The sequence below is a fragment of the Streptomyces aureus genome (assembly GCF_000725495.1).
Classification (GTDB): Bacteria; Actinomycetota; Actinomycetes; order Streptomycetales; family Streptomycetaceae; genus Streptomyces; species Streptomyces aureus_B.
The window spans coordinates 117,335-142,811 of record NZ_JNZD01000028.1; the positions used below are offsets into that span (position 1 = coordinate 117,335).

Genomic DNA, 25,477 nt, shown 5'->3' on the forward strand with positions numbered 1-25,477 from the left:
GCCCTGAGCCCTGCCGCTTCGCGGCGGCGTCCTGCTGTGTCTTTGCCAGTCGCTGCGGGTCTGGGCGAGGGCATTGTGGAAGCTGGAGAAGTCGACGCCCTGACCCTTCAGCGTGAGGGCTGCCCCTGGAGGTACGGCGGGATGGGCTGGCCGGTCATCTGTCGGTACTGTCGCGCAACCGCTTTCGGAGCGCCCGCGTGCGCGGTGCGGATCAGGTCCCCGATCCACGGCCCGATGTCGTAGCGTCGGTCTTCTGGTAGTTCAGGGACGAAGTTCGTGGCGAAGAGGAGCGGGACGACGGCTTCGGCGTACCGGCCGCCCCTGATGAGGACGTGGGCGAAGACGGCGGTGTTGCGGATGTAGCCCTCTCGGTGGGCGTCGGGGTCTGCGTCGAGGAGTTCCTGGAACCAACCTGTTGCCAGGCGGCAGTGCTCGAGGGCTTCGCCTTGCCGTCCGCTGTCCGCGAGGCGTGCCGCGTGGTCGCTCACTCGTGCCGCCAGGTCGGGGAGGTTGACGTCGGGGTCGTCCTGGTAGCGGCTGTAGGCGATTTCAATGGCCTCTGCCGAGTAGGTGAGCATCTCGGTGAGGCGGCCTGCTTTTTCGAGCCACAGGGCATGCCAACCGGCGGCGATGGGCAGGTCGACGGTGTCCGCCGGTCCGCCCTTCAGGTCGGCAGCTGAGGACACGGCCTCCAGGGAGAAGGTGAGGGCTTCGTCGACGCGGCCCGCTTCCATGAGGCGTGACGCGTGGGGGATCAGCGCGCGGACGAGGTCAGCGACGCTGTCAGCGGTGCGCTCACGCTGGGTCATCTCCCGGTGCAGGGCGATCGACTGCTCGGAGTATCGCAAGAACAGAGGCGTTGACGCGTCGGCTTCCCCCAGCAGGAGCAGGTGCAGCTTGATGGCTGCGATCAGGGGCGGCAGGTGCGTGGCGCGGTCCTCGGCAGCCAGCTCGCGCCGCTGGATAATCCCTTCCTCGGACACCAGCAGCGCTTCGGCCGCACGGCCCAGTTCGGACAGGCGCAGCGCGTGTCGTGCCAGTTCCTCCGCGAGTCGCGGGCGGTAGGCGCCTGGGTCGGTGTTCGCCAGTTCCTTCAGGGAATCGACGGATTCTGCCGAGTACGGCAGCGCGTCGAGGGGGCGGCCGGTCTGTTCGAGCAGGTCCGCGTGGTCGCGGAGGAGAGCGGGAAGTTCTGGCAGGAGCCGGGTGCGGTCCAGCCGGACGAGGTCCCGCAGGCCAGCCAGGGACAGTCGGGACAGGGTGAGGGCTTCGTCAGTCCGTCCCAGGTGCGCGAGGAGTTGCGCGTGACGGGCCGCGGCGGCGTTCAGGTCGTGCAGGGACGGCAGGTGCACGACGCCGCCGGGCCGCAGGGCGAGTTCACGCAGCTCGTCGATAGCGTCCTGAGACCATCTCAGGGCTTCTTCGTGACGTCCTGCTTCCGCGAGCCAGCCAGCGTAGTTGTAATGGGCTACGGCCAGTTCCGGAAGGAACCCCTCGCGGTCCTGTTTCGTGAGGATCATCAGCCACAGGATGGTCGTGTTCGCGTGGACGAGCGCGTCCTCAAGACGGCCTGCTTGGGCCAGGCGGACGGCGTAGTTGCCTTCGGCGAAGGCCGTTTCGGGCAGATACGCCGGGATGCCGTCCGGCGTCTGGCCGAAGAAACCGCCGGGGATGTCCTCCCTCTCCAGGGAGACGTAGCCCTTGAATGACTCCTCAGCCAGAATCAGGGCCCGTTGGGTCTGCCCGACGTTCGCGAGGCGGTTTGCCAAGCTCCCGCGGATCCGGGCGCGCTCAGCGTCGCTGGCGCCGTCAAGGCGACGCTCCAGCAGCCTGTCCGCGACGGCGGCGGCAGCCGGGGCCCACTCGCCACGCTCCTCAGGCAGTACCGCGTCGATGGCTTCCAGAACGTCCAGGTCGATGTGCGCGTGCGCGGCCAGCGCGGTAACGGTCGTGCTGCCCGCTTGCAGGGCAAGTGCCGGCCGGGCGAGAAGCAGTGGATACAGCTGAGTACGCGCCAGGTGAGGCCACCGGCCGGCCGCTTCAACGAGAGTCGTCAGCGCCCGGCGAGTCCACACAGGGCCGATGGCGTCCGCGCCGGCGCCGGTGCCGTCCGTCAGGGGCAGGAGCCGCGCGGGGGCTTCGTCGGACCACAAGTCGTCGGCGAAGTCGACGGAATGACCGGGCGTGAGGAGCGCGAGGTAGTCCTCGCCGAGGCGGTCCGGGTAGAGCGGCTCCAGGACCGTCAGGTGCGCCGGCGAAGCCTGGCCGGAATGCGCCCAGGCCGGGTAGCAGCGTGCGTGGTCCTTCAGAAGCGTTCCCGGCATCTCCGTGCTCTCGACGGACGCGCGACGGACCGCCCGCTTCGCGTCCGCGTAGCTGAGCGGGCCCGTGAGCGTGGCGGTGTACACCAACTGTCCCATCGCGTCCGCGGTCACCGTGAGAGGCTCCTCGCGCCGGCCGCGCAGCGCCACCCAGTGGTCGCGTTCCCGCTTGAGGAGGTAGGCCGACACCGCTGCCGGTTCACCGGGCGCCTGATCGCCCTGCCGGGCCGCGAGGACAGCGCAGAGCGCGGCCATGTGCACCGACAGGATGAGCTGGTACTCGGCGCGGACGAGCAGACCCGGCGGAGGTTGAACGCCTCGGGCTTCGGTGACTCCCAGCAGCCGGGCGAACGAGTCCCGGGCGGCCGTGAACAGCCCCTCCCGGGACACCATCGGGTCGCTCTCCACCGGCAGCAGTTCGAACCGTTCCGCGGGGACACCGACGTCCCGGTCGACGCGATAGGAGAGGTTCTGCCACCACACCCCACTCGGCCGGCTCAGCAGAAGAACGCGGACCCGAACACCCCGGCCCGCACCCACGGCCGTGTCCGCGAGCAGCGTCAGCAGGTCCTCGGTGTCCCACCGCTCCGCGTAGTCCACGACCACCAGGACCCCGGCCGCCTCCTCCAGACCGTCGGGGACGTTGAAGGCGGGCGGCGCCTGTCGATCCCGGGCATGAAACGCCTCCAGGACGATCCAGCCCTGCGCACCCCACTCCGCTGCGAGCTGCATTGCGAGCCGCGTCTTTCCCTGACCGCCAGGCCCGTGGACCAGGCCTACCCGCATCGGGCCGTCCGCGTCACGCCACTGCCGCGCCTGCGCCCGTTCGGCCAACCTGCCCGCGAACGCCACCGTAGCGGCGCCCGCCTTCAACAGCGCGCTCGGAGGCATCGAGCCTGCCTCCCCGGCGGACGGGTCGTCACCTCGATTCAGCGGCCACGGAGCGAGTCGGTACGGCTCACCGCCCTCGTACACGACCATGTCGCCGACCGCCTGGAAGACCCGGGCGAACCCGGACGCGACCGCGCGCTGCTCGATTGCGTCGCCGTTCGTATCCGCGGCTCGGTGGCCGTCCGCGGCCGTCACTGCGCTCGCTCGTGGATCGTCACGTCCCGGCCAGCCTGGATGATCTTGCTGCCTCCTGACGCGTCAGCCTTCTGATGCACGCCTCCCGGCTCGTCCGGTCCGCTCAGGTGACGGTCCAGCGCGTCGACCAGCGTCTGCAGCTCGTCCGCGAACTCGGTGTCATCCTCGGCGTGCTGCGCTACCGCGTCGCTGACGCGGCGAAGTGTACGATCGCTGACCTCTCCGTCACCGCCATCAACCTCCGTGACGAGGGTCTCCAGCGCCGGATCACCGGACAGATTCCGGGTCACGAGCTCGTGGATGGCGTCCATCCCAGTGTCGAGAACCTGATCGACTTCCTGGTCTGCACGTCCCGCCACCCGCCGCAACTTGCGGACCATATACCCGACCACGGCCCCCGCCAGCAGCTCCACGCCCGTCACCGAACCTCCCCCAGACCCAAAATGCGACGCCTTGTCCGCCCAGGCATACCCATCAGCACCACCCGGGCCACCTCCAAAGGGAACGAAAAGGGGTGCGGCTCCTCTGAAGTGAAGGTCGTGGGACTGTAAATCGTTCGGTGTAACTCCCGATCATGGAAGATGCATCGATGACCAGTGAGAACGTGTCCGAGTCCGAGACCGTCGAGCCCACGAAGGCTGCGTCGGTGAAGGCCGTGGACGACCAGTTGATCGACGAGCTGGTGGGTCGTGCCCGAGCCGAAGGCCTGCAGCTGACGGGCGAGGGCGGTCTGCTGCAGCAGCTGACCAAACGGCTGCTGGAGTCCGCCCTGGATGGCGAGATCACCGATCATCTCGGCTATGACAAGCACGACCCGGCCGGAAAGAACGGCGGCAACTCCCGCAACGGCACACGTTCCAAGACGGTGCTGACCGACGTCGGTCCACTGGAGATAACCGTGCCCCGCGACCGCGACGGCTCCTTCGAGCCGAAGATCGTCATGAAGCGACAAAAGCGCCTGACCGGCGTCGACGAGATGGTCATCTCTCTGGCTGCGAAGGGCCTGACCACCGGCAAGGGACAGGCCCGCTGGACCATGCGCTGGAAGACCGCACTGAACGCCTTCGACATCACCTTCGACGGCCGCCTCTCGGTAGCCCGTCAATAGCTCCAACTACCCCAATTACACCGCTCGTTTGACAGACCCGGCCCTGGCTGTGGCGGCAGTACCCCTCCTCCAGCCTGCTGCTGCGCGATGACCGGATCGTCGACGAGGTCCAGGCGGACACCGACCCGCGCACCCTGTGCGAACTGTTCGGCCTCACCCACAACGCCGTCACCCGCTACACCTGGCCTTACCAGGACGCCTCTCACCCACCCCGCACACCAGGATCCTGACCACTACTTCTGGCCCGGCCCGCCAGCCGTGGACCTTCGGGGCGGGCCGTCCGCTCCGGTGGTGGCCGCGGTCCTGCTCGCTTCGTCTGCCTTCGGGAATGTCCGCGTGCCGGGTCGTGTTGTGGGGGGTGTGGTTGTGAAGGGGACAGTGTCCCCGGGCCTCACCTATAGCCCATGAGGACGATCGTCCGGCTGAAGCCTCATGGAGCCTTTCGCCGCGTAGGCGACCGCCCTTCACCGCCACAGGCACGTCGACGGCCCACCCCGCGATTCCGCGGGGTGGGCCGTTCACGTTTTCCACCGGCTGCGCGACAGTATCGAGTGCTCCGCAGCCCACGGTTTGTGCCGGGTGGTCGATCCCGGGCACCCTTTGGTACCGGGTGCCGGCTGCTGCTGAAGCGGCGGTGTGCGGGGAGCAGGGGGCGTGGTCCGGCGGGCAGGAGGAACCGTTCCTCGAGCACGGCGCGCTGCGCATCCTTCACGGGCCAGGCCCTCAGTGGGAAGTCCTGCTCGGTCGCGGTCAGCTTCTTCGCTCCCAGGGTCAGGTGGCGGCCAATTCGAAGAGGTGGACGCGTGCGGGGGACTTCGAAGTGATCGCGTGCGCGCCCTGCGGTGTCCAGTGCCCGGCGCTTGCGCCGGCGTTCCCGGGGAGCTCGCGGCGGGCCAGCGGGCTCTCGCTCTCTTCCTGCCGTCCTTCGGGAAGGAAGAGATAGGCGCCGTCGTGCGCGGGGAAGTCGGCGCTCAAGAGCGTGACGAGATCGTTCTTGTCGCGCGCTACGACCACCGAGGCATCGCGCCGGGATTCATCGCTCCTGTCAGCTTCTCGAGAGCCGGTCGGTGACTGCGGGCGGCCGTGATGCGCACATCAGGCAAGAGGCCTTGAGCGAGGCGGACCGAGGAGAAGGGGGTGTGGCCCGGCCCTGCCAGAGCGCGGATTGGGCCGGGCCACGGCTGAGAACCCTAGACCGGGCAGCGGTATCCAGAGTCCTCAGCGTTCGCGCGCGGCCTGCGGGTCACCGATGACTCCACCAGCATCACGTTCCTGCCCGGCTGCTGCGACGGGCTGGAGGACTGGCGCGACTGGCACCGGCTCGTCGATGGCGGCGGCCTGCTCGGTTTCGGCCACGACCCCGTGTCACCGGTTGCGGAGCGCTTCGGCGACAACGTCCGGAGCAGATCGACAGCCCGGTGATCGAACTGTCCGTCGTCGAACTCCGCCACCTGCTCGCTGGTGCCGAGCGTGATCTGGCTGACTTCCTCGCACTGGCCGCCGACTGGGCCCTTCACCACCTGCCCGGGCACTGGGCTTCCGTCACCGCCGCCCTCGCCCGGGTCCTCGACCTGCCTGCGCCGGCCCTATCGCCAGAGCAGTAACAGCGGGCCCGGTTCCGCCAGCCGACGCAGACCGAGGCGGGCACAGTCATCGTGCGCGCCACGGTAAGCACGTCCGCGTGTACCCACCCGGGTGCTTCGTCGTGTACGCCGACAGCTGTTCGCTTGTGCGGAGGAGCGGAGCGCGGCGGTGGTGCTGCGCCGGGTCGGCGCGCTGCAGCCGTTTTGCGCGGTGCCGGTGCCCGGCCGGCAGCGGCTCGGTGCCGTGCGCGTCCTCGTGGGGCGGGGGCGGTAGGGCGACGGTTTCCGGCTGGTGCGCGGTGTCGCTCCAACGGGCGATGGCGGATCGGTTCTGCGCGCGGGTGTCAGGGTGTGGCGGGTGTTGGGCGGCGGAGCGTTCGGGCGTTGACTCAATGGGTGTGACGTGCGCCACGGTTGTGCTCGTTCTTACCGGCAGGACCGTGCTCCTCTTGCGCGTTGCCGCTGCTCACGGGCCCTGTCTTGAACAGGAGGACCCACAGAGAACTAACGTTCCGCTTACGTTGATGATCGGTGAGTAATATTTTTCGAGGTCGGCATGAGTCTTACGCCTCCGAAATCGAGAGTGTGGTGCCTGAGGACCCCGATCAACTGGGGCCTTACGCGGCCTGGTTGGCCCGCGTCTGGATACGCGCCGCTGCCCGATGAGGAGCAGGCGGGGCTTGCATCGCCTGGAGGTTTCATGGGCACTGGCGACATCAGCACCGACGTGTCGCCCCAGGACGGCGGTCATACGGCCCCTCCTGATCTGCCCCTCGACTTCGAGGGTTTTTACCTCGGCCATCAGGAGTTCTTCCACGACTTCGCGGAGATCCACCTCGGTGGCCGCCGGGTCGCGGAGGAGGTGGTGCACCAGGTGTTTCTCCAGATCCTCGGCGGCTGGGACGAGCTGCTGCAGCAGGGTGATCTCGAGCAGCAGACGCTGGCCGTGCTGCACCGGGGTGTGACGCAGCGTCTGCAGGAGGACGACCGGCCCCCGGCCTTCCTCATCGCCGGGCCGATAGCCAAGAACCTCGAGGCGGTCCGCAACCAGCTGGAGATCACCGGTGCGGCCGGCGGCCTCTACGAGGCGATCCTGGGTCTGCCGACCCGCCAGTTCACCGTCATCGTCCTGCGCCATCTGCTCGGGTATCCGACCAAGCGGATCGCCCGCTACATGGGCCTGGACACCCGCACCGTCGACTACCACGGCCGCAAGGGCAAGGAACGCCTGCGCATCCAGCTGGGCCTGCCCGCTCCCGCGGGCAAGATCGTCAAGAAGGGAGCAGGACAGTGACTGCCATCGATGACCTCCTCGCCGACGCACGGATCACCACCACACTGCGCGACGGGTTCGACGTGGGTGCGGCGCTGCGCCGCCTGGCCGCGGATGCCGCCGGCGCGGCGGCGCGGCCGAACCCGGACATGCTGCGGGCCGCGCAGGCCGGCCAGCGGCTGTCGACGGTGTGCCGGTGGATCCTCAACAAGCCGGATGCGGCCCACCACGTGGACCGTCTCGCGCAAGAACCGGATGCTCCTTCGGATGTTGCGCATCTGGATGTTGACGGCGCGCTGGTGTTTGCGTGCCTGCTCCATCTGACCGGTCATCCTGAGAGCGCCCAGTTCTGGTGGCAGCTCGCCGCGGGCGCCGGGCGCCGTGCGGCCGCCTACTGCCTGCACCTGCACCACCTCGCGCTGGGCGAGGCCCGGGAGGCGCGGCACTGGCTGCATGAAGTGACCGACGGCGTTCTGGACTCCGAGGCTCCCGATGACGCCTTCCTCGCCTTCCTGGAGAGCGTTGCCACCTACGTCCGCAAGTCCGGCCTGAGTCAGGCCAGTTCTCCGACCGGGGGGCTGGAGATGGAGGTCGACCGCCTTGCCACCGCGAAAGCCGGTTCCTGCATCATCGTCCAGCGCCCCGACCGGCGCCTGGCCGACCGGCTCTACGATTTCACGCGCCGCTGATGCCCCGGGGACGCGGCCGGCCGATGCGCCCGGGCACCCGCAAGCTCGCCGCCGGCCGGCCGCCCGCTCACCGGACGTCTGTCCGCCGGAAGCTGCTCGGTCGGCCGGCGCGGCGCAGAAGCCCGCTGCTCTCCTCTCGCGCACCCGCCCGCCATCCCCGGCTCCGCTCTTCGGCCTGGCGCGGGGGTGCGAGCGGTGCGGGAGGCGGCGGCCGTCTTCCGCCCCCCCGGGACTGTCACCGGTTGCCCCTTCCCGGCAGCAGAGTTCGCATCCCGGCCGGGGGAGGAGGCTTGGAGATCGGGACGGTGCCGCCTGACGTTCTGAGGGTGGCCGGATCTCATGCAATCCGTCACTTCACGTTGCTCAAAGTCAGACCCAAGGGCAGCGCAGGGTGAGATCATCGGGCCGTACTCATGCCGGGCGTTTTCGCCTGCCATGGGCGAGGGCTGGGCGCCGGTGCCGAGGGGGAGCCCGCCTCGCCTCTGCCGTCGGGCGACGGTCCTGCCTGTTCACTGGAAAATCTGGGGCCGTACATGCACTGGTATCAACACACGTGGTTCACCGATTTCGCATTACCGGCCGGGATCTGCGCGGGTGTCGCCTGGTTCGGTCTGCTGCGGCAGTTCGCCGGCAAGGGGCGGCTGCTGGGCACGCACCGCTCCGCGGCCCTGGCCTTCAGCGTCGTCGCCCTGATGTGCGCCATCGCCGTCGGAGCGGGCCTGCTGCTGCCGCACCTGGCGAAGGTTCCTCCGGCGGCGGCAGGCTTCGCTCTCGGCGCCACGGCAGCCCCCCGCCGCAGGCAGGACGGCACGGCCCAGCCGGTCGTCAAGTTCATGACCCTGGGCGTCGCCTGGCTCCTGGAGCGCCTCGAATACCGGATGCGCACCGACGCCCTGAACTGGAGCACCGAATTCCTCGCCGACTTCAGGGAATCACGGCAGCTGCGCCTGTTCATCCATGAACTCCAGCAGTACCTGCTGGCCCGGCAGGACCACGCAGCCGTCATCAAGTCGATCAAGGCCCAGTACGAGGCCGCCGAGAAGGCGATCGACAAGGCACTGGAGGTACAGACGTCGACCGACGACGCGTGCAACGTCCAGACGCCCTGGCTCAAGAGGGAACCGGACGCCGACGAGGAATTCGCCTGCCGCAGCACGTTCGCGGAAGCCCGCACCCTGAGCGAGCACTTTGTGAAGCTCGCCTACCTGCACGGGCGCCGGTCCGAGCATCCTGCACTGGAAGTCCTGCGGACGGGAGCCCTCAACGCCGGCGCCCACCACCGCGTCCCGGTGCCGCCGCAGAGGCGCCGGCCGTCCTGGCGCCGCAGCCGCCGCTGAAAGCGCCGCTCATCCCGCCAAGGCGAGCAAACACCCCGGGCCCGGGCAGCAGACGTCTCCTCAGCGATGCGAGGGCAGGCTGGCACCGCGCATCGGCGACGAGTCCCCGCTGCCCTTCGACGGCACGTGAGCGGTCTGGGGATGCACCGAGAACGTGATCTCGACCTGGGCTCCCAGCGCCTCGGCTGCTGCCGCCAGCGTGCGCACCGTCAGATTTGCGTCCCCGGACATGATCTGACTCACGCGCCCCGGGCTGACACCCATCGCTTTGGCCAGGTCGGAACGCGATCTGCCAAGGCCCGCAAGGATCCCCGCTAGAGAGGCAGTCGCCTGCCGCGCCAACTGCGCACCGGCTAAGTCTGTGCTGTTCTCACCTCGAGCGAAGAAGCTCATAGAGGACCCCCAAGTCCGTTGGCAGCAACGAACGTTGCCTCAACTAGAATGCCACCTTTAGCTCTAACTAAAAACTCGGTTCTCGCAAAAACCACGGAACATCATCTGCTCCAACCCGGCACGCACCCACTCTGGCCTGCACATACGCAGCCCAGCCAGGCAGCCGCGCCCCGGCAGCCAAATCACCCTGACGGCGGCTCTCCACAGCCTTTGCGACTGCAGTTCCAGCCACAGCCGCAAACCGGTCAAATCTGCGGGCGGCTGCGGTAACGGGAGCGTCTCACCGCCCCGGCAGCTGCTCGGCGCGAACGCGCATTCCCCGCAGATCCCTACGCCAGCCCGGAAGAGGTCGAAGTCCGCGAGACGGGGAGGTTCTGCATCGCTCCCGTTACGGATGGTGAGTGGTAGTGCGGCAGGTGGGGCATGCGAGGGGGCTTCGGGGGCCGTAGCGGTGGATGGGGGTGGCGCACAGGGTGCAGGGCCCGATTTCCCAGGGCGGGCATTTCAGTTCTGCGGCGATGACGAGGCGTTCGCGGGGGGAGAGATGCAGGGCGATGGGCCGGCTGGGCTGGAGCAGGGTGTGGTCGGGTGCTTGGTCGAAGGTGTGGAGTCCGGTGGCGGAGGTGGTCTCGCGTAAGGGGCGCGGGCTGCTGGTGTGGGGGCCGTCTTCGCCGTATCGGCAGGAGCTGTCGATTTCTTCTTCGGTGTAGGTGACGTGTTCGTCGTCGCTCTGGTCGGGTTCGGCCGGTGCGTCGGATTCGCCGGTGATCTCGCGCCAGCGCTGCACATCGCGGGCCAGTGCCCACAGGTAGGTGACGCGCCGGGGGTCGTGGGGATTGCGGGAGCGCACGGCCACGTGTTCGCCGTCGGCGCTGGTGATGACGAGTTCATCGAGCGCAGTGGCACGTTCCTGGGGCAGGCACAGCGCGGCCAGGTACCACCCGCAGTGCCATTTGCCGCAGGCGTCGCCCGTATCGGGGCAGGCACGCTCGCTGGCTGGCGTGCATTTCCATATCTGCAGGTGGCGGACGCCGGCGCGGATGATGAGGGCGAGCGGGGAGATGATGCGTTGCCAGGGGACGTCGTCGACGCGGGTCCAGGGAGCGCTGTCGATCAGCTGGGAGGTCGCGTCGCCGGTCACCCACAGGGGCGCGATACCGCGGGCCCGGGCTTTGGCGGAGCGCCGGCGGACGGTGTTGGCGGTGATGGGGGAGTACTGGGCTTCCCATCCGACGCGTGCGCCGGCTCCGGTCACCAGGACATCGGTGACCACTCGTCCGTCCTCGGACCGTGCTTCGGTCTGTACGTCCAGCCCGTGCCGCGTTGCGGTACGGGCGATCCGTTCCTTCATCGCTTTGTGCTTGTCGCTCTCCTGGGGTGTGGCGACGTGGGTGAGCGGCAGGTGGGCTGCCTCCCAGACCAGTTGGCCGTTGCGGCGCTGACGGCGGACGAACATCCAGGGGGTTTTGCCGTCCAGCGCACATTGGCATTCGCCCCCGTTGCGGTCCTCCAAGCACTGCAGCAGGTCGCGGGCGCGCTGGCTGACAGGCTGGGTGATCTCCTCCAGCAGGTGTTCCCGATCGGGGTTGGCGAGGTCTTTGCGGTGCAGGTTGATCTCTATGCCGTACCTGGTGTGAAACACCCCGTTGGCCATGCATTCCACGGTATGCGCAGACAACGGGTTCAGACAGAGCGCCGGAACCTGCCGGCCGTCCCCGGGAACGGGGTCTGCAGGCTTGAGGGTTGCGTGATGCGGGGGAGACAGCCGCAGATACCGATGGCGGGTCCGAAGCCGGCTCGGGTGCTGCCCCCCGGGCGGATGCCAGGGATGTCGTGCCTGGCATCCGCGGCGGGGCCTCAGCCGACGGGCGGTGTCGGGTTGCTTTTGCTGCGCCGGCCGCGGGACAGAAGGCGGCGCCAGGAGAAGCGGCTGCGTCGTGCAGCGGGGCGTTCGGGTGCCGCGGCGGCCCGACGGGGAAGGGATCCTGCCGGCGCCACGACGGGTGCTGCAGGGGGTGTGCTGGCGGGCTCCGGCAGACCGGCGGTTGCCGCGGAGTTCACGGCGGCTGTCACAGCTGTCTGCTGGGGTGCATGGCTTGGGGGCTCGTCTGGCGTGGGCAGTTGCAGTTGCTGGGGCGTGTGGTTGTGGGTGGTGGAGTGGGGTGCGTGGTCGCGGGCGAGGCGGCGGCGGTGGCGTTCGCGTCCTTGTTCGGCGTGTGCGAGGTCGGCCATGACCTGGAACGCTACTGAGGCGCGCAGGCCGGCCGGGCGGTCGAGGACGGAAAGCGGGACCGGGACCAGCCCCCACCAGTCGGCGTCGCCAGCTGGGCGGGGGCTGGAGATGCGCCAGTCATGGCGCCAGGACGCCATGTCGCCACTCCAGTCCTCTCCTTCCCGGGCGGCGTGCTGGTGCGCGTGTCCGCCGTAGGGGATGAGCAGGGTGTCCTCGGCGAGCCAGCACACCGCGCCGCCCCTGGCGTTGATCTGCCGCTGGGCGGAGGTGGGCTGCACCTTGCGATGGGTGAGGGCCCGGCCGCGCGACCGCACAGAGAGGCTGCCGGCGCTGGTGTAGTGGGCGGGATCGTCGCTGTCGAAGATCCACCAGTGCTGCGCGGCGGCGCCCTGCTGCGCGCGCACGGCTTTGAGCTGCTGGTCAACGAGGGCGGGGGAGAGCGGCCGTCGCGGGCGTTCGATGACCGCGGTCTCGTTTCCGCGGCGCATGATCAGAGCCGGTGGCACCTCCCAACGCTGCCCTGCCTGGCCGGGGTTGATCTGCAGCCACGCGGTGACGCCCGGCAGGGCGGACAGCCGGTCGCGCAGGTCGAGGACGCGTGTGAGGTCAGCCTGGATGTCTGCCTGCTGCTGCGCCGGGGCGCTGCAGTGGTCTGATCCGGGCCGCCTGCCGTCGTGACGGAAGCGCGGGGTGAAGTGGGAGGCGGTGTTGGCGGGGCCGGTGAGTATCAGCCGCTGTCCGCAGGCGCAGCACCGGTAGCGGCCGCCGGCCAGGCCGCGCGGCAGGCTGTGCGGGGCCTGCGGGTCGCGGCGCAGGTCGATGATGCGTCCTGCGGCGGACTGGTCGATGGCGAGTTCGCTCATGCGGGGCAGAGCGGTGCGGCGCCGGCCGGTCCGTGCGACAGGCAGCGTGGCGGGAGCTGCGGGTCCGGACAGGGCGCGCGGACGGGAGAGGGAGGAGCGGGAAGCGGCGGGGCGGGTCATGGACGACTCCAGGCAGCAGGTGTGGGGACGAGGCGGGCGGGACTGTTCACAGCCTTGCTCCGCCGCCTTTGTCCGACACGTTGTCCGCGCCTTTGACCTGGTGAAGTGCGGACATGGCACAGCAGCGCCGGACCGTCCGGGCGCCGTCGGGCCCGTCATCATCGGGCCATTCGGTGTCCTGAGGAGGCTGGTTGGTGCCCTGCCGCCCTGGGCACGATCTTCGTAAGCTGGGGCCGTCAGTGAACTGCGCACGGCGTCATCGGTGCGCTGCTGACGTGGGCGAGGGGGGCTATGGCGGAGAAGAAGGCTGGCCGGGGATGGGGCGACCTGCAGGCCGACACGGTCGAAGGCCAGGTGCTGGCGACCTATCTGCGCCAGCTCCTGGACCGCTCCGGAAAGCAGCTGAGAGACCTGGAGCCGTCTGTCGACTACGGCCGCAGCACGATCTCGGAGTTCTTCAGCGGCAAGAAGGTTCCATCACAGCAGTTCATCGTCAAGGCCGTCGACGCCCTCACACCGCGCCTGGAACGGGAGATCCGCCGCCAAGAGGCCCTGGCGCTGTGGCAGCAGGCAAAAAACCCCGCGCCGCCCTCAGCCCATCTGCCCGCCCCACGGCCCGCCGAGGAGGCCGCGGCGGCCGCGCTGGCCAGCGTCGCGGCCACAGCCCAGGACCAGGCGGCCCACGCGCAGGAACAGCTCACCCAGGCGCACGAGCGCAACGACCTCCTGGCCCAGGAACGCAACCGCGCTCAGCAGATGGTCACCGCCCTCAGTATGCTCACCGTCGACCTCCAGCAGCGCATGAGCAACCTCAAAAACCACCAGAGCCAGGAAACCCAGCAGGAACTGGCCCGGCTGACCTACCAACTTGACACCGCACAGCAGGACCTGGGACGAGCCCGAGCCAGCCGCGAGGAAGCCGAGCAGCTCACCCGACGCCTGCGCCAGCGCAGCGACGAACTCGAGGAACAGCTCGCCCGCCTGCGCGCCACCACACCCGCCCCGGGCGGCGACAGTGACCCCACACTCCTGCCACCCATGCCCGAAGACCTCCAAGAAGCCTTCTTCCGAGCAGACTTCGACCAGATGCTCGACACCGTGCACGGCTTCCTCGACGAAGGCCAGGCACTGCGCGACGAAGCCCGCGACGCATGGGACCTGACCCCGCCCCGCCGCACCGCCACCCAGATCATCCAGCGCTGGCAGACCGCCACCCACCTCCTGGGCCGCGCCCTGGGATGCCTGCTGCTCATGACCGCAGCCGTCGCCCTGCTCGCCGTCACCGACGCCGGCGCCCCCGGATGGGCCCCGTTCCTGGTCCTGCTCGCCGTGAGCGGGCTGGTCCTGACCGCCGACCCGTGGGAGCCGGCACGACAGCTGTGGCCCGCGCTGCGCAGCTTTCTGAGAGGCGAACCGCTCACCCGGCAGATCCGCTTCAGCGCCCAGAACCTGTCAAACCGCCTTGTGCGCTGGCTGGCCGCCGGTTCGGCTGCCGGCGCGGCAGCCTTCAGTCTGTTCACCGCCACTCGGTGGAGCTCCTGGTGGCTGCTGGCACTGCTCCCGACGACTGCGGTCCTGGCCGCCTACACCGTCGTCGGCAAAGACCGCCGCGTCCTGCCGATGCTGCAGGACGCCGTCGGCAGCATCGCCGCCGACCTGAAAGCACCTCGCAGCCAGCCGCCCGAGCCCACACCGCGCCCTCTGCTGCGGCTCACCGACCGGGATTGGCTCGACGCGCGCCGCCGGGAAGTCGCCGACGCCATGACCGGCCCGTGGCGCCAGACAGCGCTGTGGATCAAAACCGTGGTGGTCATCTCAGCCTTCCTCGTTCTGACATCCGCCACAGGAGCACTCCTGAGCGCGCTCTCCAGCCACGCCGCGAAAGCCTGGAACGGCAGCGGACTGACTGCCACCGTCGACCAGCCGGTCCGCACCTACCTGGACGCCCACACCGCGGGACTGCCCGTCACCGCCACCACCCTGCACCTGGTCTGGGTCGCCTCAGGTGCCGGACTGCTGGCCTTCTCCTTCCTCACCGGGACCTTCGGAGCACGGCTCACCTGGATCCTGTGGGGCGCCGCCACCACCGCCATGGTGTGGTCAGGAACGCCCGACCCCGCCCGACCGGTCGCCGCCGGACTTGCCCTCATCGCCTGGGGCATCGCCTCCATCCCAGGCCTGCGCGGCCTCGTCCTGCATCCTCAAGCGAGCCACAACGTCACCATCACCAATAACAACGACTAGCCTTCCCACCCCTCCTGATGACGGTGGCACGCCCGTATTTCCCCCGGTTCGGGGCCGGGGGTAGTAGGGACGACCTGGTCAGAGTGACGGGGGTCTCCGTCTCTGCCGCCCGATCCCAGCAGCATGTAGAGGAGTGTCACCACGCCGACACCGACCAACAGGGCGACTCCGGCAGCCGGGTGGAGGTACGCGAGGTAGGCCGTACCCGCCCCGGCAAGGAACAGGACCAGGACGCGCAGATCGAGGGGACCGTTCACCGGGGCACCGCCGAGCTGACCGAGGGGACGACGATGAAGTCGGCTGCCGCGAGTTTGCGGGCACGGCCCCGGACCCGGCTCAGGCGCCGCTCGACCGACTTCCGCGTGGTTCCGAGCCTCTGCGCGATCTCTTCCTGCGTGGCTCCGGTCAGCATCGCCTCGCAGACCGCCCGCTCCTCGCCAACCTGGAACGCGCATCGCGTCGTGTAGGCGGAGTTGCCGTGCCCGTACGGCGTCGTCCTTCCCGTCGTTCGCTGGTGCTCTTCATGTGGGGGCCGTGGGTCGACCGGACGCCGTTCATGCCCGTACCTACGTCGTCGCAGGCACAACGCTGTTCACGAACGTGGGCGACGGCGTGTGCAGTCCTAAGGAGAGCGCCGGCGAGCGCAAGCTCCTGGGCGAGGACGGACGAGTCCTCGTGACCGGCTGGGGATCTCAGGGAGAGATCCTCCTCCCGGTACGGCGACCTCGCAGGGCTGTGCCTGTATTACACCGAGTACCGCGATGTGCCCGCCGGTGAGGACGCTTACCACACGAGCCGAGCAACCCCACCGTCCACCTGTGGGTAGGCACTCTCCACCGCGCCATCCCGCTGCCGGCCGCCCTCGGCCCGATCCGAGAGGCCCTCACCTCACCCGACCCGGCCCGCGCAGCCGTCCCCGTCCTGCTCACCCTCCACGCCTTGCGCACCACCGAAATTCGCACCCTCACCCTCGACTGCCTGCGCGACCTCGATTAGCGCCGGCTCAACCCGCCGGACCGCACCGTCATGCTCGCCGATCCGGTCCAGGTCCGCGCCTGAGCGCCTACCGCCCCGTGGCCTGGCCGTACACCGCCAACCTGCACCTGTTCTTGACCCGCCGGACCACGATCTCCACCACGCCCGTCAGCCGTGCCTGGCTCGACCACCGCTACCCCTGCTCCAGTCACCTCCTGCGTGCCGACCGCCTTGTCGACGAAGCCCGCACCGCAGGGGACACTCGCATGATCTGTGCACTGTTCGGGCTCACCTTCAACACTGCGGCCCGCAATACCCGCCCGTACAGGGACGCGGCGGCTGTGAACGTCTTGGAAGTGTGCTGAGGAGTCCAGGGAGCGTGGAGGAGGTTTCCCGTTGCTGGCAGCGCGCGCTCCGAGTCCATGTCTGGGGGAGAAATTTCTGGTCAGTGCCGATGATTCTCAGTGACTCATGCCCTTGGCGCGGCGGCCCGCCACAGGGAGGCTGTTCCGGGCAGGATCCGGGCGGTCAGACGGGGGGCGATGGCGGAGCCAAAATTGACGGTGGTGCTGATCAGGTGGCAGGTGTCCGCGACGAGGGGGTCGTCGATTTGGATGAGCTCGCCGGTGTTGAACCAGTGGTCCGTATCGACGCTGAAATGGACGTGTCGCAGGGTTCCGGGTTCGAAGTCAATGTCGGTGACGTTCTGCACGAGCAGGGGACCTCCGTAGAGGGCGAGTTGACCGAATACGTCACTTGCGGCGAGTTCCACGAGCTTGTCTGCGTTGTCGAAGGCGTCGGCGAACTGCCGGGCGGGGCCGGTGAGTGTTGCGAGTTCTTCGTCGAGCACGGTGCAGCGGTAGTTGTGGCGCGACAGGACGCGGCTTGTTGCGTGGGCGTCGACGGCGGCGCCGGAGAGTCGCTGTTTGAGGCGTGCGCGCGCTGCGGTCAGCTCTCTGCGGCTGGCCTCATCTAGAGCCTGCCGGGCAGCGGCGAGTTGCTGCCATGGCTGGCTTGCCTGCAGTGCGGCGGCCAGGGCGCGGGCACTCTCCTGGAGTGTCCGCGTTTGACCAGCTGTTGCCTGCAGCGTGCTGGTGGCTTGGGGCGGCAGGTTCTTCATCTGGAAGCCGGCGGCGCGTTCGCCTGGTTGCCAGGCGAGGCGGCGCGTGAATTCGGTGGTGGTCAGCGCGGTTCCTGGGGCGAGCTGCGGGGCCGGTAGTTGCGGGTAACCGGGCATGCGGGAGCGCAGCCATGCGATGGTGGTGCGGTGTGCCGCCTCGATGCGTGCCGCCGCCTGCCGCCAGGCGCCCCACTGCGCCGGATCGAGGGGAATATCCGGGGCCAGATTGGGCAGTTGGTCGAACATGTGCACTTCGCGGGACAGCCGCAGGGGCAGACCGGAGACGTCGGCGCCGCCCGCCTGCATGTGCTGCAGCTTGCCTGGTACCCCGCACGTCGGATCGGACGAATTGCGGGGCAGTTGGTGGGCAAATTCCTGAACGATGGGCAGGGCTGCCCAGGCGTCTGCTTGCTGCGATACGGCTTGCCAGACGGCTGTGTCGGTCATGGTGCGCATCCGTTCGGTGGACAGGGCGGCTGTGAGTGTTAAGGCACGAGCCATGACTTGATGGTGAGCGCTTCCAAGGCTTCGCGTACGCGTCGAACAGCAGTAACTGCAGGCGAGCTGTCGAGCAGGTGCTCGAGGGTTGTGGAACCCCCGTTCTCCCCGCTCGGGAGTTCTGCCTCCCCGGACGTGTCGGTGATGTCGATGCCGGTCGCCCGCTGATAGTCGAGGGGCGTATGCGTGCCCAGCGCGTCCTGCCGCGGCTGGCCGATCACCGCCCGAAGGCCCAGCGGCCCCACCTGGGCTTGCAGGCGCCCAATGTGGCCTGGCGGAGCGACACGGGCGATTAGCCGTTCAGCCATGACGGCGGTCTGTTCAATGTGCTTGGTCAGCAGCACAACAGGGGTCGACCCGGGTTCCTGACAGAGTGGAGGAGCCGCGCGGTATCTGAAGCAGTCGAGTACTTCCTGACGCCAGATCCTCGTCGCAATCCCCAAGGGGCCGGTGTCGCTGTCCACCACGACTGCATGACAAGTCTGAGCGAGTTCAAGGGCGGACACCTCGCCGATCCACTCTGACTCGGCTCTGGGAGAGTGCACCACCAGCACTCTTCCGTCTCTCAGCCGGCTTAACACGACCGCTCGATCTTGCGCTGATGACAGGCAGCGCAGTAGCGCAGTTACCTCAGCGGGCGCCTGCGGGCCCAGCTCTCTGCGGTCATGGCGGGCCAAAGGCACTGTGGTGAAGGGCAGATCACGGGCCACCAAGCCTGCCGCATCCTCACTCACACCGCTGATTTCTGCACAGAACAGCATGCGCTGGTCGTCGCCGGCCGCGAGCCGTTTGGGAAGAGGCTCGGTGCCAGCTGCATGTGCTGCTCCGGCGAGGTAGTCCGCGAAGGAATCGTGCATGGCGACCACCGTCTGATCCCACCCCAGCGCAGTGATAAGCCCGCAGCGGCGAGCTGCTTCGTGGAGGGCCGATGTATCAGCTGGCAACCCCACGTTTCGAAGGGCAGATACGGCCTGGCTGAGGAGGTGGTGCCATTCGTAGACGTCGGCGTAGCGGCGACCTTCATTCAGCAAACGGGCAAACACGATGCCCAGCGCGGTACGCACAACCGCGATGCCAGACGCCCCGCTTCGTGCAGCCAACTGCTCGATGAAGGCTCGGTAGAGGGCCGCTCTGCTGCTGGGAGCGGGCTGGGTGCCTTGGAGTGACAGAGCCATGGTGAACAGCAGGGGGTTGGCTGCCGCGTCATTTAGCGCCTTTTCGAGAGGCACAACGACAGAGCGGGCCGTCTGCTGCAGGCATGGCGTACCGGCAGCGGCCGTTGCCTTCTCCACCAGTTCGACCCGCTGCTCGTGCTCCAGACCCACCATCTGGTACGTGGCTGGGGTCACGCTGCTCGGCAGCATGTCACGCAGCGCTGCCACATCGCGTCCCACCAGGACAAGCCGTGCTCCGCGACCGGCGGAAGTGGGAGCGAGTAGCTCCTGGTGCATGGCTCGACGCATCGGTTCAGCGATTTCAGAAGCGCCGTCAATCACCAGAGTGACCGTGGCGTCGGAGAGGGCCTGTGCGCCGGTGGTGATAGGAAATGGTTCTCCCAGTACTGCGGCCAGTCCATCTGCTGCCAGTGCGGCCAGGCGTCCGGGCAAGTAGCTTTCGGCGTGCGCCATGATCACGGGGTGGCCGGATTCCGCGGCCTGTTGGCGCAGGATGTGTACCGCGGTCGACTTACCGGTTCCCGTCCGGCTGGCAAGGAGCACGGGGCCGGTCTGATTCAGTAGTTCGTCGAGCTGCGCCTTCTGTTCCTTTCCAGGTTCGTGCTGTCGCATGAGAGCGGGGGCTTGCACCTGGATGTCGGCCACCGAAGGCACAACCGCCTCGTGCACAGCACAGAGCGCCGCCGCCTGCAGATAGCTCGCGCGCACAGTTGCCCAACGGTGTGCAGGTGACTGTTCGGCTGGTACGCCCAGGAGCGCTGCGATGAGACGACGGTCGATCTGACGGTGACGCGGCTCGGCGTTGCTGGTGAACTCGAACAGGGCACGAAACAAGCGGTCAACAGCCATGCAAGCCTGTTCCTGCAGGTCCTCCGCAGTACGTGCTGAGGGCAGCATTGCAGCCACCTGGTGCTCTGCACGCGCCAACAGAGCACCAGTGTTGTAAGGGTCCTGACGGATCGTCGCCTTACCCAGTGCGACGTACACAGGGTCGTCGACGCCGACACCGAGCAGCTCGGCGAGAGGATCCGTCTCGCCTTTAGCCGCAGACTCGAGAGCCTGTTGGACACGCTGACCGCTCGGACCGAGTCGGCCGTCCGTGAGGAACTCGAACGTTGCGTGCCTGGCTTCCGGGAGGATCGCCCAGCGCTTCAGAACTGCGAACAGTGCTGCCTCGCCCCATGTGTAGTCAGGGGCACGCACCTTGACCTGGATGGCGTGACGCAGGGTTCCGTCACGGCCAAGCAGTTCAATGTCGACGGCGTCGTCAGCGCCTTCGACACGGAGGGCCCCCAGGTCGGGGTTCTCCAAAACCTCGATCGCCTGGAGCACACCTTGTGCCTGTTGATACGCAATACCTCGGACCGTGTCTACGCCGCTCACAGATGCATGCTTCCACGCCCCTCTGACAAACCGGGCTGGCTCGGTGGTAAGCGCTGGGCTCACTGGGGTGACCGCGATGCCCAGCGTTCTCATCTATGTCCAACGGCCACGTCGACTCCAGTATCCCGATGCCGAAGCAACCGCCCTGCTCACCGCGCTGGTCGCGCTCTACGGCCTGACCGTCCACCATGGTCAAACGTCTCCAGCACCGACCTCGAGAGTGCCACCCTGCCCTCGGCAACAGCCGCGGCCTGCTGGCCGAACGGGTCCGCCACCGCCTGGCCGCCTGCCTGCCCACCGCCACCAGCACTGGCCTGCCACCCAAAACCGCGACCTCCTCATCCACTTCCGCAACGCCCGTACAACCGTGCATGTCGACCACCGCCCGGGTGAACGGCCACTTGGGTCCTCACCTCGGGCAAACCGCGCGATGACCGCCTCCGGAACGAAGTCAATGCGGACGGCGACACCAAACACCTCTTGGAACTCTTCGGCCTCAGCTTCCGCGCCGCTCATCGCTACACGACCACCCCTACCTCGCCACCCCACACCCCGGCACGCGCCCGGAGCAGTCCTCCCGCCACGTGCACAGGGAGCCGATCAGCGCTCGGCGATCGGCCACGGCATCCTTCGACGGCCGTCGCGTACGGCTGGCAACAGGTGTCCCCGACCGGCCGAGCTGCTCTTCGCGGCACGTCACTGCAAGCCGTTCACCCCGTTCTGCCACGTCCTGCGCTTCCACTGGCCGTTCCGGGAAGCGTGTTCAGTGGTCCGCGAGCCCGGAAGGCGCGTCTACGGGCGGTCATTGCGGCGCAGGTCCAACGCCGTGTGCTCTCAGAACCGGTGCGGCCAGGAGAGCGAGTCGGGGATCTGAACGGTGGGCGGGCGTCGAGGGACGACGACGCCGATAAGGTCCTCGGCGGCTTGCAGGGCTTGGCTGTGGCTGCCGCTGCTGAGGTGGTGAGCGGGACAGTTTTTGCAGTCGCCGGTCCGGGAGTGGGCACCGGGGTTGCCGTTGAGGCCCCGGACGTGGCTGAAGGCGTGTTGGGGGAAGTCGGCTCGCACGGTGTGCCAGGTGCCGCGCTGCTCTTCTTCGGTGAGGCCGGCGGCCACCTCCGGGTGCATCGGCGGGTACAACTGGCCGTCGTGCTCGCGGAGCATGAAGACACGGTCGAGATAGTCGACGGTGTCGCCCGTCGGCTGTTCCGCGTCCAGCCAGGCCAGCGCCTCGCTGCGGCTTCCCGGCCCCCAGAGGTACTCCGAGGGGAACTGCGTAGTCTCGAACCGAGTGTCGAACGCCGCCCAGTGCGGATCCTCGTACTGGCTGCCGGGGCGCGAGACGCTGAGGATCAGGATGTAGAGGAAGCCTTCGGCACCGGTGTCGTCGCGCAGGGCATCGGCCTGCGCCATATGGATGCTTCCCTCGTCGTTCCAGGCCATGACGACCACGTCGCGGTCCACGGGAGCGGGGTACAGACGCCCGCCAGGGGTCGGGTGCCCCCACAGCTGGTTGACGAATTCTGCCAGGTCGTGCAGGGTCCGTGCCGCCTCCACGGGCGTCGTGCGGTGGTAGCTGGTCGGGTGGGCGACAGCGTTGCGCAGATGCGACATCGCATGCTCGATGCCACGCGTGCGCTGCCCGCGCAGCAGACCGGCCGCTCGCGCCCAGGCACGCAGCCCGGCGAGCATCCCATTGAAGTCGATCGATGTGCGGCCGGCCTTCAACTGCCAGTGCGGCGACGGCTGCTGCCTCGGTCGATTCCTCCTGCCCAGCTTCTTCACCGCAGCGAGCACCTCGTCGTAGGTGCCCACGGGTTCGATTCTCGGCGGCTCCAAGCCGTTGGCGTCTTCGAACGCCACCGCGCCAGCACACCACTGGATAAACCGCTCGCGCAGCGCCTGCTCCATCACCAGCAAGGCGCGGTCGTCGACCACGGTGAAAACGTCATAGTCGAACAAGCCGTAGGCGAAGAGACGCTGAAGCCGATCGAACTCCCGGCGCGTCCCCTCCGCCACGCCCGGAGCGATCTCACAGCCCGCGACCAGTTGCTGCAGAAACTCGGCTGACCTCTCGGCCGGCATCGGAGCACCCAGCCCGTACGGGGTGAACACGAGCGCGGTGCTGTCCGGCGTCTGCAACTCCTCCAGTGAGCGAATCTCTGCCATCCTTGCGACCTCCTGCGTAGGCAACAGGCCAGGATGCATGAGGCGCCCGCACTGCGCCAATTCATTTGGCTCGGCCATGGCGGAAGCGGACGGAACGTAAGGCGTCGAGGGGAGGGACGGGGGAGAGCGACGCCAGTCCCTGCGCACCCAAAGCCTGCTCTTCGCTCGTCCCGGGCGCTGGGCGCGATCACCCTCATACGACAGTGAGGCAATGATCTCTACACGTCTTCACGAAACTCCCTCAACTCCTCCGAAGGGATGTCATGATCACGCGCATGGATGCGGACAACAGAACGACTGTGTGGCTCCTGTCCTTGGGTGCGATCGTGGCAGCGATCGGCCTGTACCTGGGGGCTGCACCGATGGACGACTGCGGATCACCCTGGTTTCCCGACTGGCAGGCTGCAGACAAGGAAGCGCGGATAGGAAAGTTGACCGGGGCGATGACTGGCTTCGGATACGACGGAGACCCGCGTCAGTCCTGTCGTGACCAATTCGGGTCCCGCGGCACCCTGGGGACCGGCCTGGTAGTGCTTGGCGGAGGGTCCCTGGTCGCCGGCGCGATCACCCGCAGCAAGAGCGGGCCAGGGCCGCAACCGATGCCGAAGGCAGCCGCAGCAGGGGGTCCGCCGACTACGCCACCGGACGCGGAAGGGTCGCAGGCCGGCGCATGACGGGTACCCGTGCAGCCAGGTCGGCCATCGTTCCATCTGGGGCGGCCGGTTCAAGGAGTTGTTCCAGGGCATTGCCGTGGCAGCAGGCTTGAGAAGACAAGAAGGCGTGACGACGGGCGATCGGGGGCGTGATGGGTGTTGCGGCGTTGATGGTGTCGGTGGTGGCCCTGGGTGTGTCTGGCTGGGCGTCAGTGCGGCAGCTGAGGCTGGCTCAGCACGCCAACACCCTGCCGGTGCTGGTAGACCTGTTTCGCGAGCATCGCAGTGCCCGTCTGGCCGGTGCCCGGCAGTTCGTGCACGAGCAGCTGCCAGGCTGTGATCTGTCGGCGGGACTGGACGGGGTCCCCGGAGCGCACAGGGAGTTGGTGCGTGAGCTGGCTTGGTTCTACGACAACCTCGGTGCCTTGGTCGCCCATGGAGTCGTGGACATCGAACCTGTCTCCGGGTACCTGGGCGGGTCAGTGATCTCGGTGTGGGAAGGCATGCGTCCGATGGTGGAGGCGGAGAGGGCCAAGCGGGCCGGGAACGCGATGCCGGATCCCAACCGCTGGCAGGAATACTTCGAGAACCTCTACCACCTGGTCCGTGAGATCCCTGCAGACCAGGCCCGTGCAAAAACCGAGCTCTGGAGGCTTCCGCTCCCACCGCGTCCATGATGCCCGACGAGGTGTTCACGCCTATGGCAGCCGCATTCAGGCAGGCAGCGCGGCGGATACGGTGAGGCTAAGTTGCCTCCGGAGTGAGGGCTGGCCTACGTCCTCCGGGAGACCTTCGGGCCGGATCACTTGGATCCAGGGCAGCGCCCTTCTGAAGATGGAGCACTTTTGCACATGAACGTCACCCCGAAGCGCCCGTTGGTCGGCACAAAGGTCAGGGTGTGGACCACCGAACGAGGCACCATTGCACCGAGCAGTGCTGAAGTATCGGCGACGTTGGTGAATGTCATGTTCGACGTGACTGGCGAAACGCGGGCACTCCCGCTGTCGAGCCTCGAGGTTCCTCGGGTTCACCGACCGCTGCAGTGGATCCCTCTGGCGGGTGATCGAGCAGCCGACGACCCCGAATTTCACTTTCCGGTGGTCCGCAACGGTATGGACTACCTGCTCAGCGTTTTGGAGTTCCTCGATGAACCTACCGCCCGTGACATAAAGTACGCAGTGCTGCACTTGCAGGCAGGCACTGAGGTTCTCCTCAAGTGGCCCCTTGCCCGCCGCGACTGGCGACTTGTCGTCGAGGTCAACAAAGAGGGCGAGATATGCGACGAGGCGCACTTCCAACGCGGCGATTTCCGGAGCATCGGTATCCCTGCTGCGCGCCGACTGCTCAAAGATAAGCTCGGTATCGCCATCTCGAACCGGGACTTTCGTGCCATTAAGGCCCTGGCCGAGTACCGTAACCGGTTGCAGCACTTCGGCATGGCCGGGCTGGCTGCCGCTCCAGTGGCAGCTATCGAGGCGCGCGCGGTCAAGGTCTTGGATTTCCTGCTCGACTTCATCCACAACCATCTGCGGCCCCACTTGGATGCTGGTGACAGTCACCACGTTGACGAGCAGATGGAACTCGTGCGAGCTGGGCTGAACCGAGTGAAAGCACTGGTTGAGCTGCGGATGGAGCGAGTGAGGAGCGACCTCGCGGCCGGTGCCCCTTGGGCGGTCGAATGTCCGCAGTGCGGCCAGTTCGCAATGGTCGTCGACGCGGACCAGGCGAAGGTTGAGTGCCGGTTCTGCCACGGAGCCTGGAGTTCCCAGGACGCGGCCGACGTGTATGTCGACGCGGTCTTGAAGACCTCGACGTTTATGTCCGTCAAGGATGGTGGTGAGCCGCCAGTCGTCTCCTGCATCGAGTGCGCGGAGGAGACCTTGTTCCCGCGAATCGTGGTCGCAAGTGATCGGAGCGGAACCACGGCGCGCTGTTTCACATGCGACCTGATCGCAGATCTGGTCCTCTGTGACACCTGCGGCCATTGGATGTACGAGGATGAGACTGGGATGTGTGATAGTTGTCTCTCCTGGGGGCAGGGTGACTAACCCGAATGCACAGTTGAGTGCTTTTTTCATGCTCTGCCAGTGCCATGCCCAGACGGACTGCGCGCCAATCGTTCTGGTCCTTCGCGCGGGATTGCACGGCGGGACAGCGATTCACCGTGGAGGAGATGGCACGCACGGACACCGGACTACGCTTCGAACGGGACTGGGCACCCACGCAAGGAACTCGCCAGCCTCCGCAACCTGGGACA

17 protein-coding genes and 1 pseudogene are annotated in these 25,477 nt (G+C 67.9%); 9 read left to right on the forward strand and 9 right to left on the reverse strand.

Features of this window, described 5'->3' with window-relative positions; genetic code table 11:
• Positions 1-107 precede the first annotated feature (107 nt).
• Positions 108-3,053, reverse strand: coding sequence for a tetratricopeptide repeat protein (locus tag IO36_RS29465; protein ID WP_158997571.1), 2,946 nt, complete (start codon positions 3,051-3,053; stop codon positions 108-110).
• Between the two features lie 350 nt (positions 3,054-3,403).
• Complete coding sequence (locus tag IO36_RS43410) at positions 3,404-3,820, reverse strand: hypothetical protein (RefSeq protein ID WP_158997573.1); 417 nt, start codon at positions 3,818-3,820, stop codon at positions 3,404-3,406.
• A 176-nt stretch (positions 3,821-3,996) separates the two neighbouring features.
• Between IO36_RS43410 and IO36_RS29475 the strand changes: the two are divergent.
• A pseudogene (locus tag IO36_RS29475) lies at positions 3,997-4,440 on the forward strand (transposase); the annotation flags it as partial.
• A gap of 846 nt (positions 4,441-5,286) precedes the next feature.
• Here IO36_RS29475 and IO36_RS48475 read toward each other — a convergent pair.
• Positions 5,287-5,529, reverse strand: a complete 243-nt coding sequence (locus tag IO36_RS48475; RefSeq protein WP_063764913.1) for an NUDIX hydrolase — start codon at positions 5,527-5,529, stop codon at positions 5,287-5,289.
• Positions 5,530-5,933: 404 nt separating this feature from the next.
• Between IO36_RS48475 and IO36_RS47765 the strand changes: the two genes are divergently transcribed.
• The 4 genes from IO36_RS47765 (at position 5,934) to IO36_RS29500 (ending at position 9,397) form a co-directional block, all read left to right on the forward strand.
• Positions 5,934-6,119 (forward strand): hypothetical protein, encoded by a 186-nt coding sequence (locus IO36_RS47765; protein WP_209441286.1) that lies wholly within the window; start codon positions 5,934-5,936, stop codon positions 6,117-6,119.
• A gap of 679 nt (positions 6,120-6,798) precedes the next feature.
• Positions 6,799-7,392 (forward strand): sigma-70 family RNA polymerase sigma factor, encoded by a 594-nt coding sequence (locus IO36_RS29490; RefSeq protein ID WP_037624134.1) that lies wholly within the window; start codon positions 6,799-6,801, stop codon positions 7,390-7,392.
• Positions 7,389-8,060, forward strand: a complete 672-nt coding sequence (locus tag IO36_RS29495) for a hypothetical protein (protein ID WP_037624135.1) — start codon at positions 7,389-7,391, stop codon at positions 8,058-8,060. The genes IO36_RS29490 and IO36_RS29495 overlap by 4 nt, the downstream gene beginning before the upstream one ends.
• Positions 8,061-8,593: 533 nt before the next feature.
• Positions 8,594-9,397, forward strand: coding sequence for a hypothetical protein (locus IO36_RS29500; protein ID WP_051901045.1), 804 nt, complete (start codon positions 8,594-8,596; stop codon positions 9,395-9,397).
• Between the two features lie 60 nt (positions 9,398-9,457).
• On the opposite strand, the gene IO36_RS29505 is transcribed toward IO36_RS29500, so the two are convergent.
• From IO36_RS29505 to IO36_RS29515, 3 genes are all read right to left on the reverse strand, one after another.
• Positions 9,458-9,790: a helix-turn-helix domain-containing protein gene (locus IO36_RS29505; protein ID WP_051901046.1), complete on the reverse strand. Its 333-nt coding sequence runs from the start codon at positions 9,788-9,790 to the stop codon at positions 9,458-9,460.
• A gap of 388 nt (positions 9,791-10,178) precedes the next feature.
• On the reverse strand, positions 10,179-11,444 hold the full coding sequence (locus IO36_RS29510) for a competence protein CoiA family protein (RefSeq protein ID WP_051901047.1): 1,266 nt from the start codon (positions 11,442-11,444) through the stop codon (positions 10,179-10,181).
• A gap of 203 nt (positions 11,445-11,647) precedes the next feature.
• The gene (locus IO36_RS29515) at positions 11,648-13,006 is read right to left on the reverse strand and encodes a hypothetical protein (RefSeq protein ID WP_037624136.1); all 1,359 of its coding nucleotides are present in this window, start codon (positions 13,004-13,006) and stop codon (positions 11,648-11,650) included.
• 291 nt (positions 13,007-13,297) lie between these two features.
• Between IO36_RS29515 and IO36_RS43415 the strand changes: the two genes are divergently transcribed.
• Together IO36_RS43415 and IO36_RS47085 are read left to right on the forward strand one after the other, a co-directional pair.
• Positions 13,298-15,250, forward strand: a complete 1,953-nt coding sequence (locus IO36_RS43415; RefSeq protein WP_051901048.1) for a helix-turn-helix domain-containing protein — start codon at positions 13,298-13,300, stop codon at positions 15,248-15,250.
• 83 nt (positions 15,251-15,333) lie between these two features.
• Positions 15,334-15,717 carry a hypothetical protein gene (locus IO36_RS47085; protein ID WP_158997575.1) on the forward strand — a complete coding sequence of 128 codons (384 nt, stop codon included), beginning with the start codon at positions 15,334-15,336 and terminating at the stop codon, positions 15,715-15,717.
• A gap of 977 nt (positions 15,718-16,694) precedes the next feature.
• On the opposite strand, the gene IO36_RS29535 is transcribed toward IO36_RS47085, so the two are convergent.
• The 3 genes from IO36_RS29535 to IO36_RS29545 all read right to left on the reverse strand — a co-directional run bounded on the left by IO36_RS29535 (position 16,695) and on the right by IO36_RS29545 (position 22,567).
• Positions 16,695-17,792 (reverse strand): hypothetical protein, encoded by a 1,098-nt coding sequence (locus IO36_RS29535; protein ID WP_037624140.1) that lies wholly within the window; start codon positions 17,790-17,792, stop codon positions 16,695-16,697.
• A gap of 38 nt (positions 17,793-17,830) precedes the next feature.
• Positions 17,831-20,401 (reverse strand): NACHT domain-containing protein, encoded by a 2,571-nt coding sequence (locus tag IO36_RS29540; RefSeq protein ID WP_158997577.1) that lies wholly within the window; start codon positions 20,399-20,401, stop codon positions 17,831-17,833.
• A gap of 834 nt (positions 20,402-21,235) precedes the next feature.
• Complete coding sequence (locus IO36_RS29545; protein ID WP_037624142.1) at positions 21,236-22,567, reverse strand: hypothetical protein; 1,332 nt, start codon at positions 22,565-22,567, stop codon at positions 21,236-21,238.
• A gap of 805 nt (positions 22,568-23,372) precedes the next feature.
• Here IO36_RS29545 and IO36_RS29550 point away from each other — a divergent pair.
• Entirely contained in the window at positions 23,373-23,897 is a 525-nt protein-coding gene (locus IO36_RS29550) for a DUF4760 domain-containing protein (RefSeq protein ID WP_037624143.1), read from the forward strand.
• A gap of 174 nt (positions 23,898-24,071) precedes the next feature.
• The gene (locus IO36_RS29555) at positions 24,072-25,268 is read left to right on the forward strand and encodes a hypothetical protein (RefSeq protein WP_158997581.1); all 1,197 of its coding nucleotides are present in this window, start codon (positions 24,072-24,074) and stop codon (positions 25,266-25,268) included.
• Positions 25,269-25,477 lie beyond the last annotated feature (209 nt).

What these genes read in the sequence shown, in the direction of transcription:
- IO36_RS29465 (WP_158997571.1), bottom strand. Translation starts at nt 3,053, where the DNA reads ATGCAGCTCGCAGCGGAGTGGGGTGCGCAGGGCTGGATCGTCCTGGAG.
- IO36_RS29490 (WP_037624134.1), top strand. Translation starts at nt 6,799, where the DNA reads ATGGGCACTGGCGACATCAGCACCGACGTGTCGCCCCAGGACGGCGGT.
- IO36_RS29500 (WP_051901045.1), top strand. Translation starts at nt 8,594, where the DNA reads ATGCACTGGTATCAACACACGTGGTTCACCGATTTCGCATTACCGGCC.
- IO36_RS29505 (WP_051901046.1), bottom strand. Translation starts at nt 9,790, where the DNA reads ATGAGCTTCTTCGCTCGAGGTGAGAACAGCACAGACTTAGCCGGTGCG.
- IO36_RS29510 (WP_051901047.1), bottom strand. Translation starts at nt 11,444, where the DNA reads ATGGCCAACGGGGTGTTTCACACCAGGTACGGCATAGAGATCAACCTG.
- IO36_RS29515 (WP_037624136.1), bottom strand. Translation starts at nt 13,006, where the DNA reads ATGACCCGCCCCGCCGCTTCCCGCTCCTCCCTCTCCCGTCCGCGCGCC.
- IO36_RS43415 (WP_051901048.1), top strand. Translation starts at nt 13,298, where the DNA reads ATGGCGGAGAAGAAGGCTGGCCGGGGATGGGGCGACCTGCAGGCCGAC.
- IO36_RS29535 (WP_037624140.1), bottom strand. Translation starts at nt 17,792, where the DNA reads ATGACCGACACAGCCGTCTGGCAAGCCGTATCGCAGCAAGCAGACGCC.
- IO36_RS29545 (WP_037624142.1), bottom strand. Translation starts at nt 22,567, where the DNA reads ATGGCAGAGATTCGCTCACTGGAGGAGTTGCAGACGCCGGACAGCACC.
- IO36_RS29550 (WP_037624143.1), top strand. Translation starts at nt 23,373, where the DNA reads ATGGGTGTTGCGGCGTTGATGGTGTCGGTGGTGGCCCTGGGTGTGTCT.
- IO36_RS29555 (WP_158997581.1), top strand. Translation starts at nt 24,072, where the DNA reads ATGAACGTCACCCCGAAGCGCCCGTTGGTCGGCACAAAGGTCAGGGTG.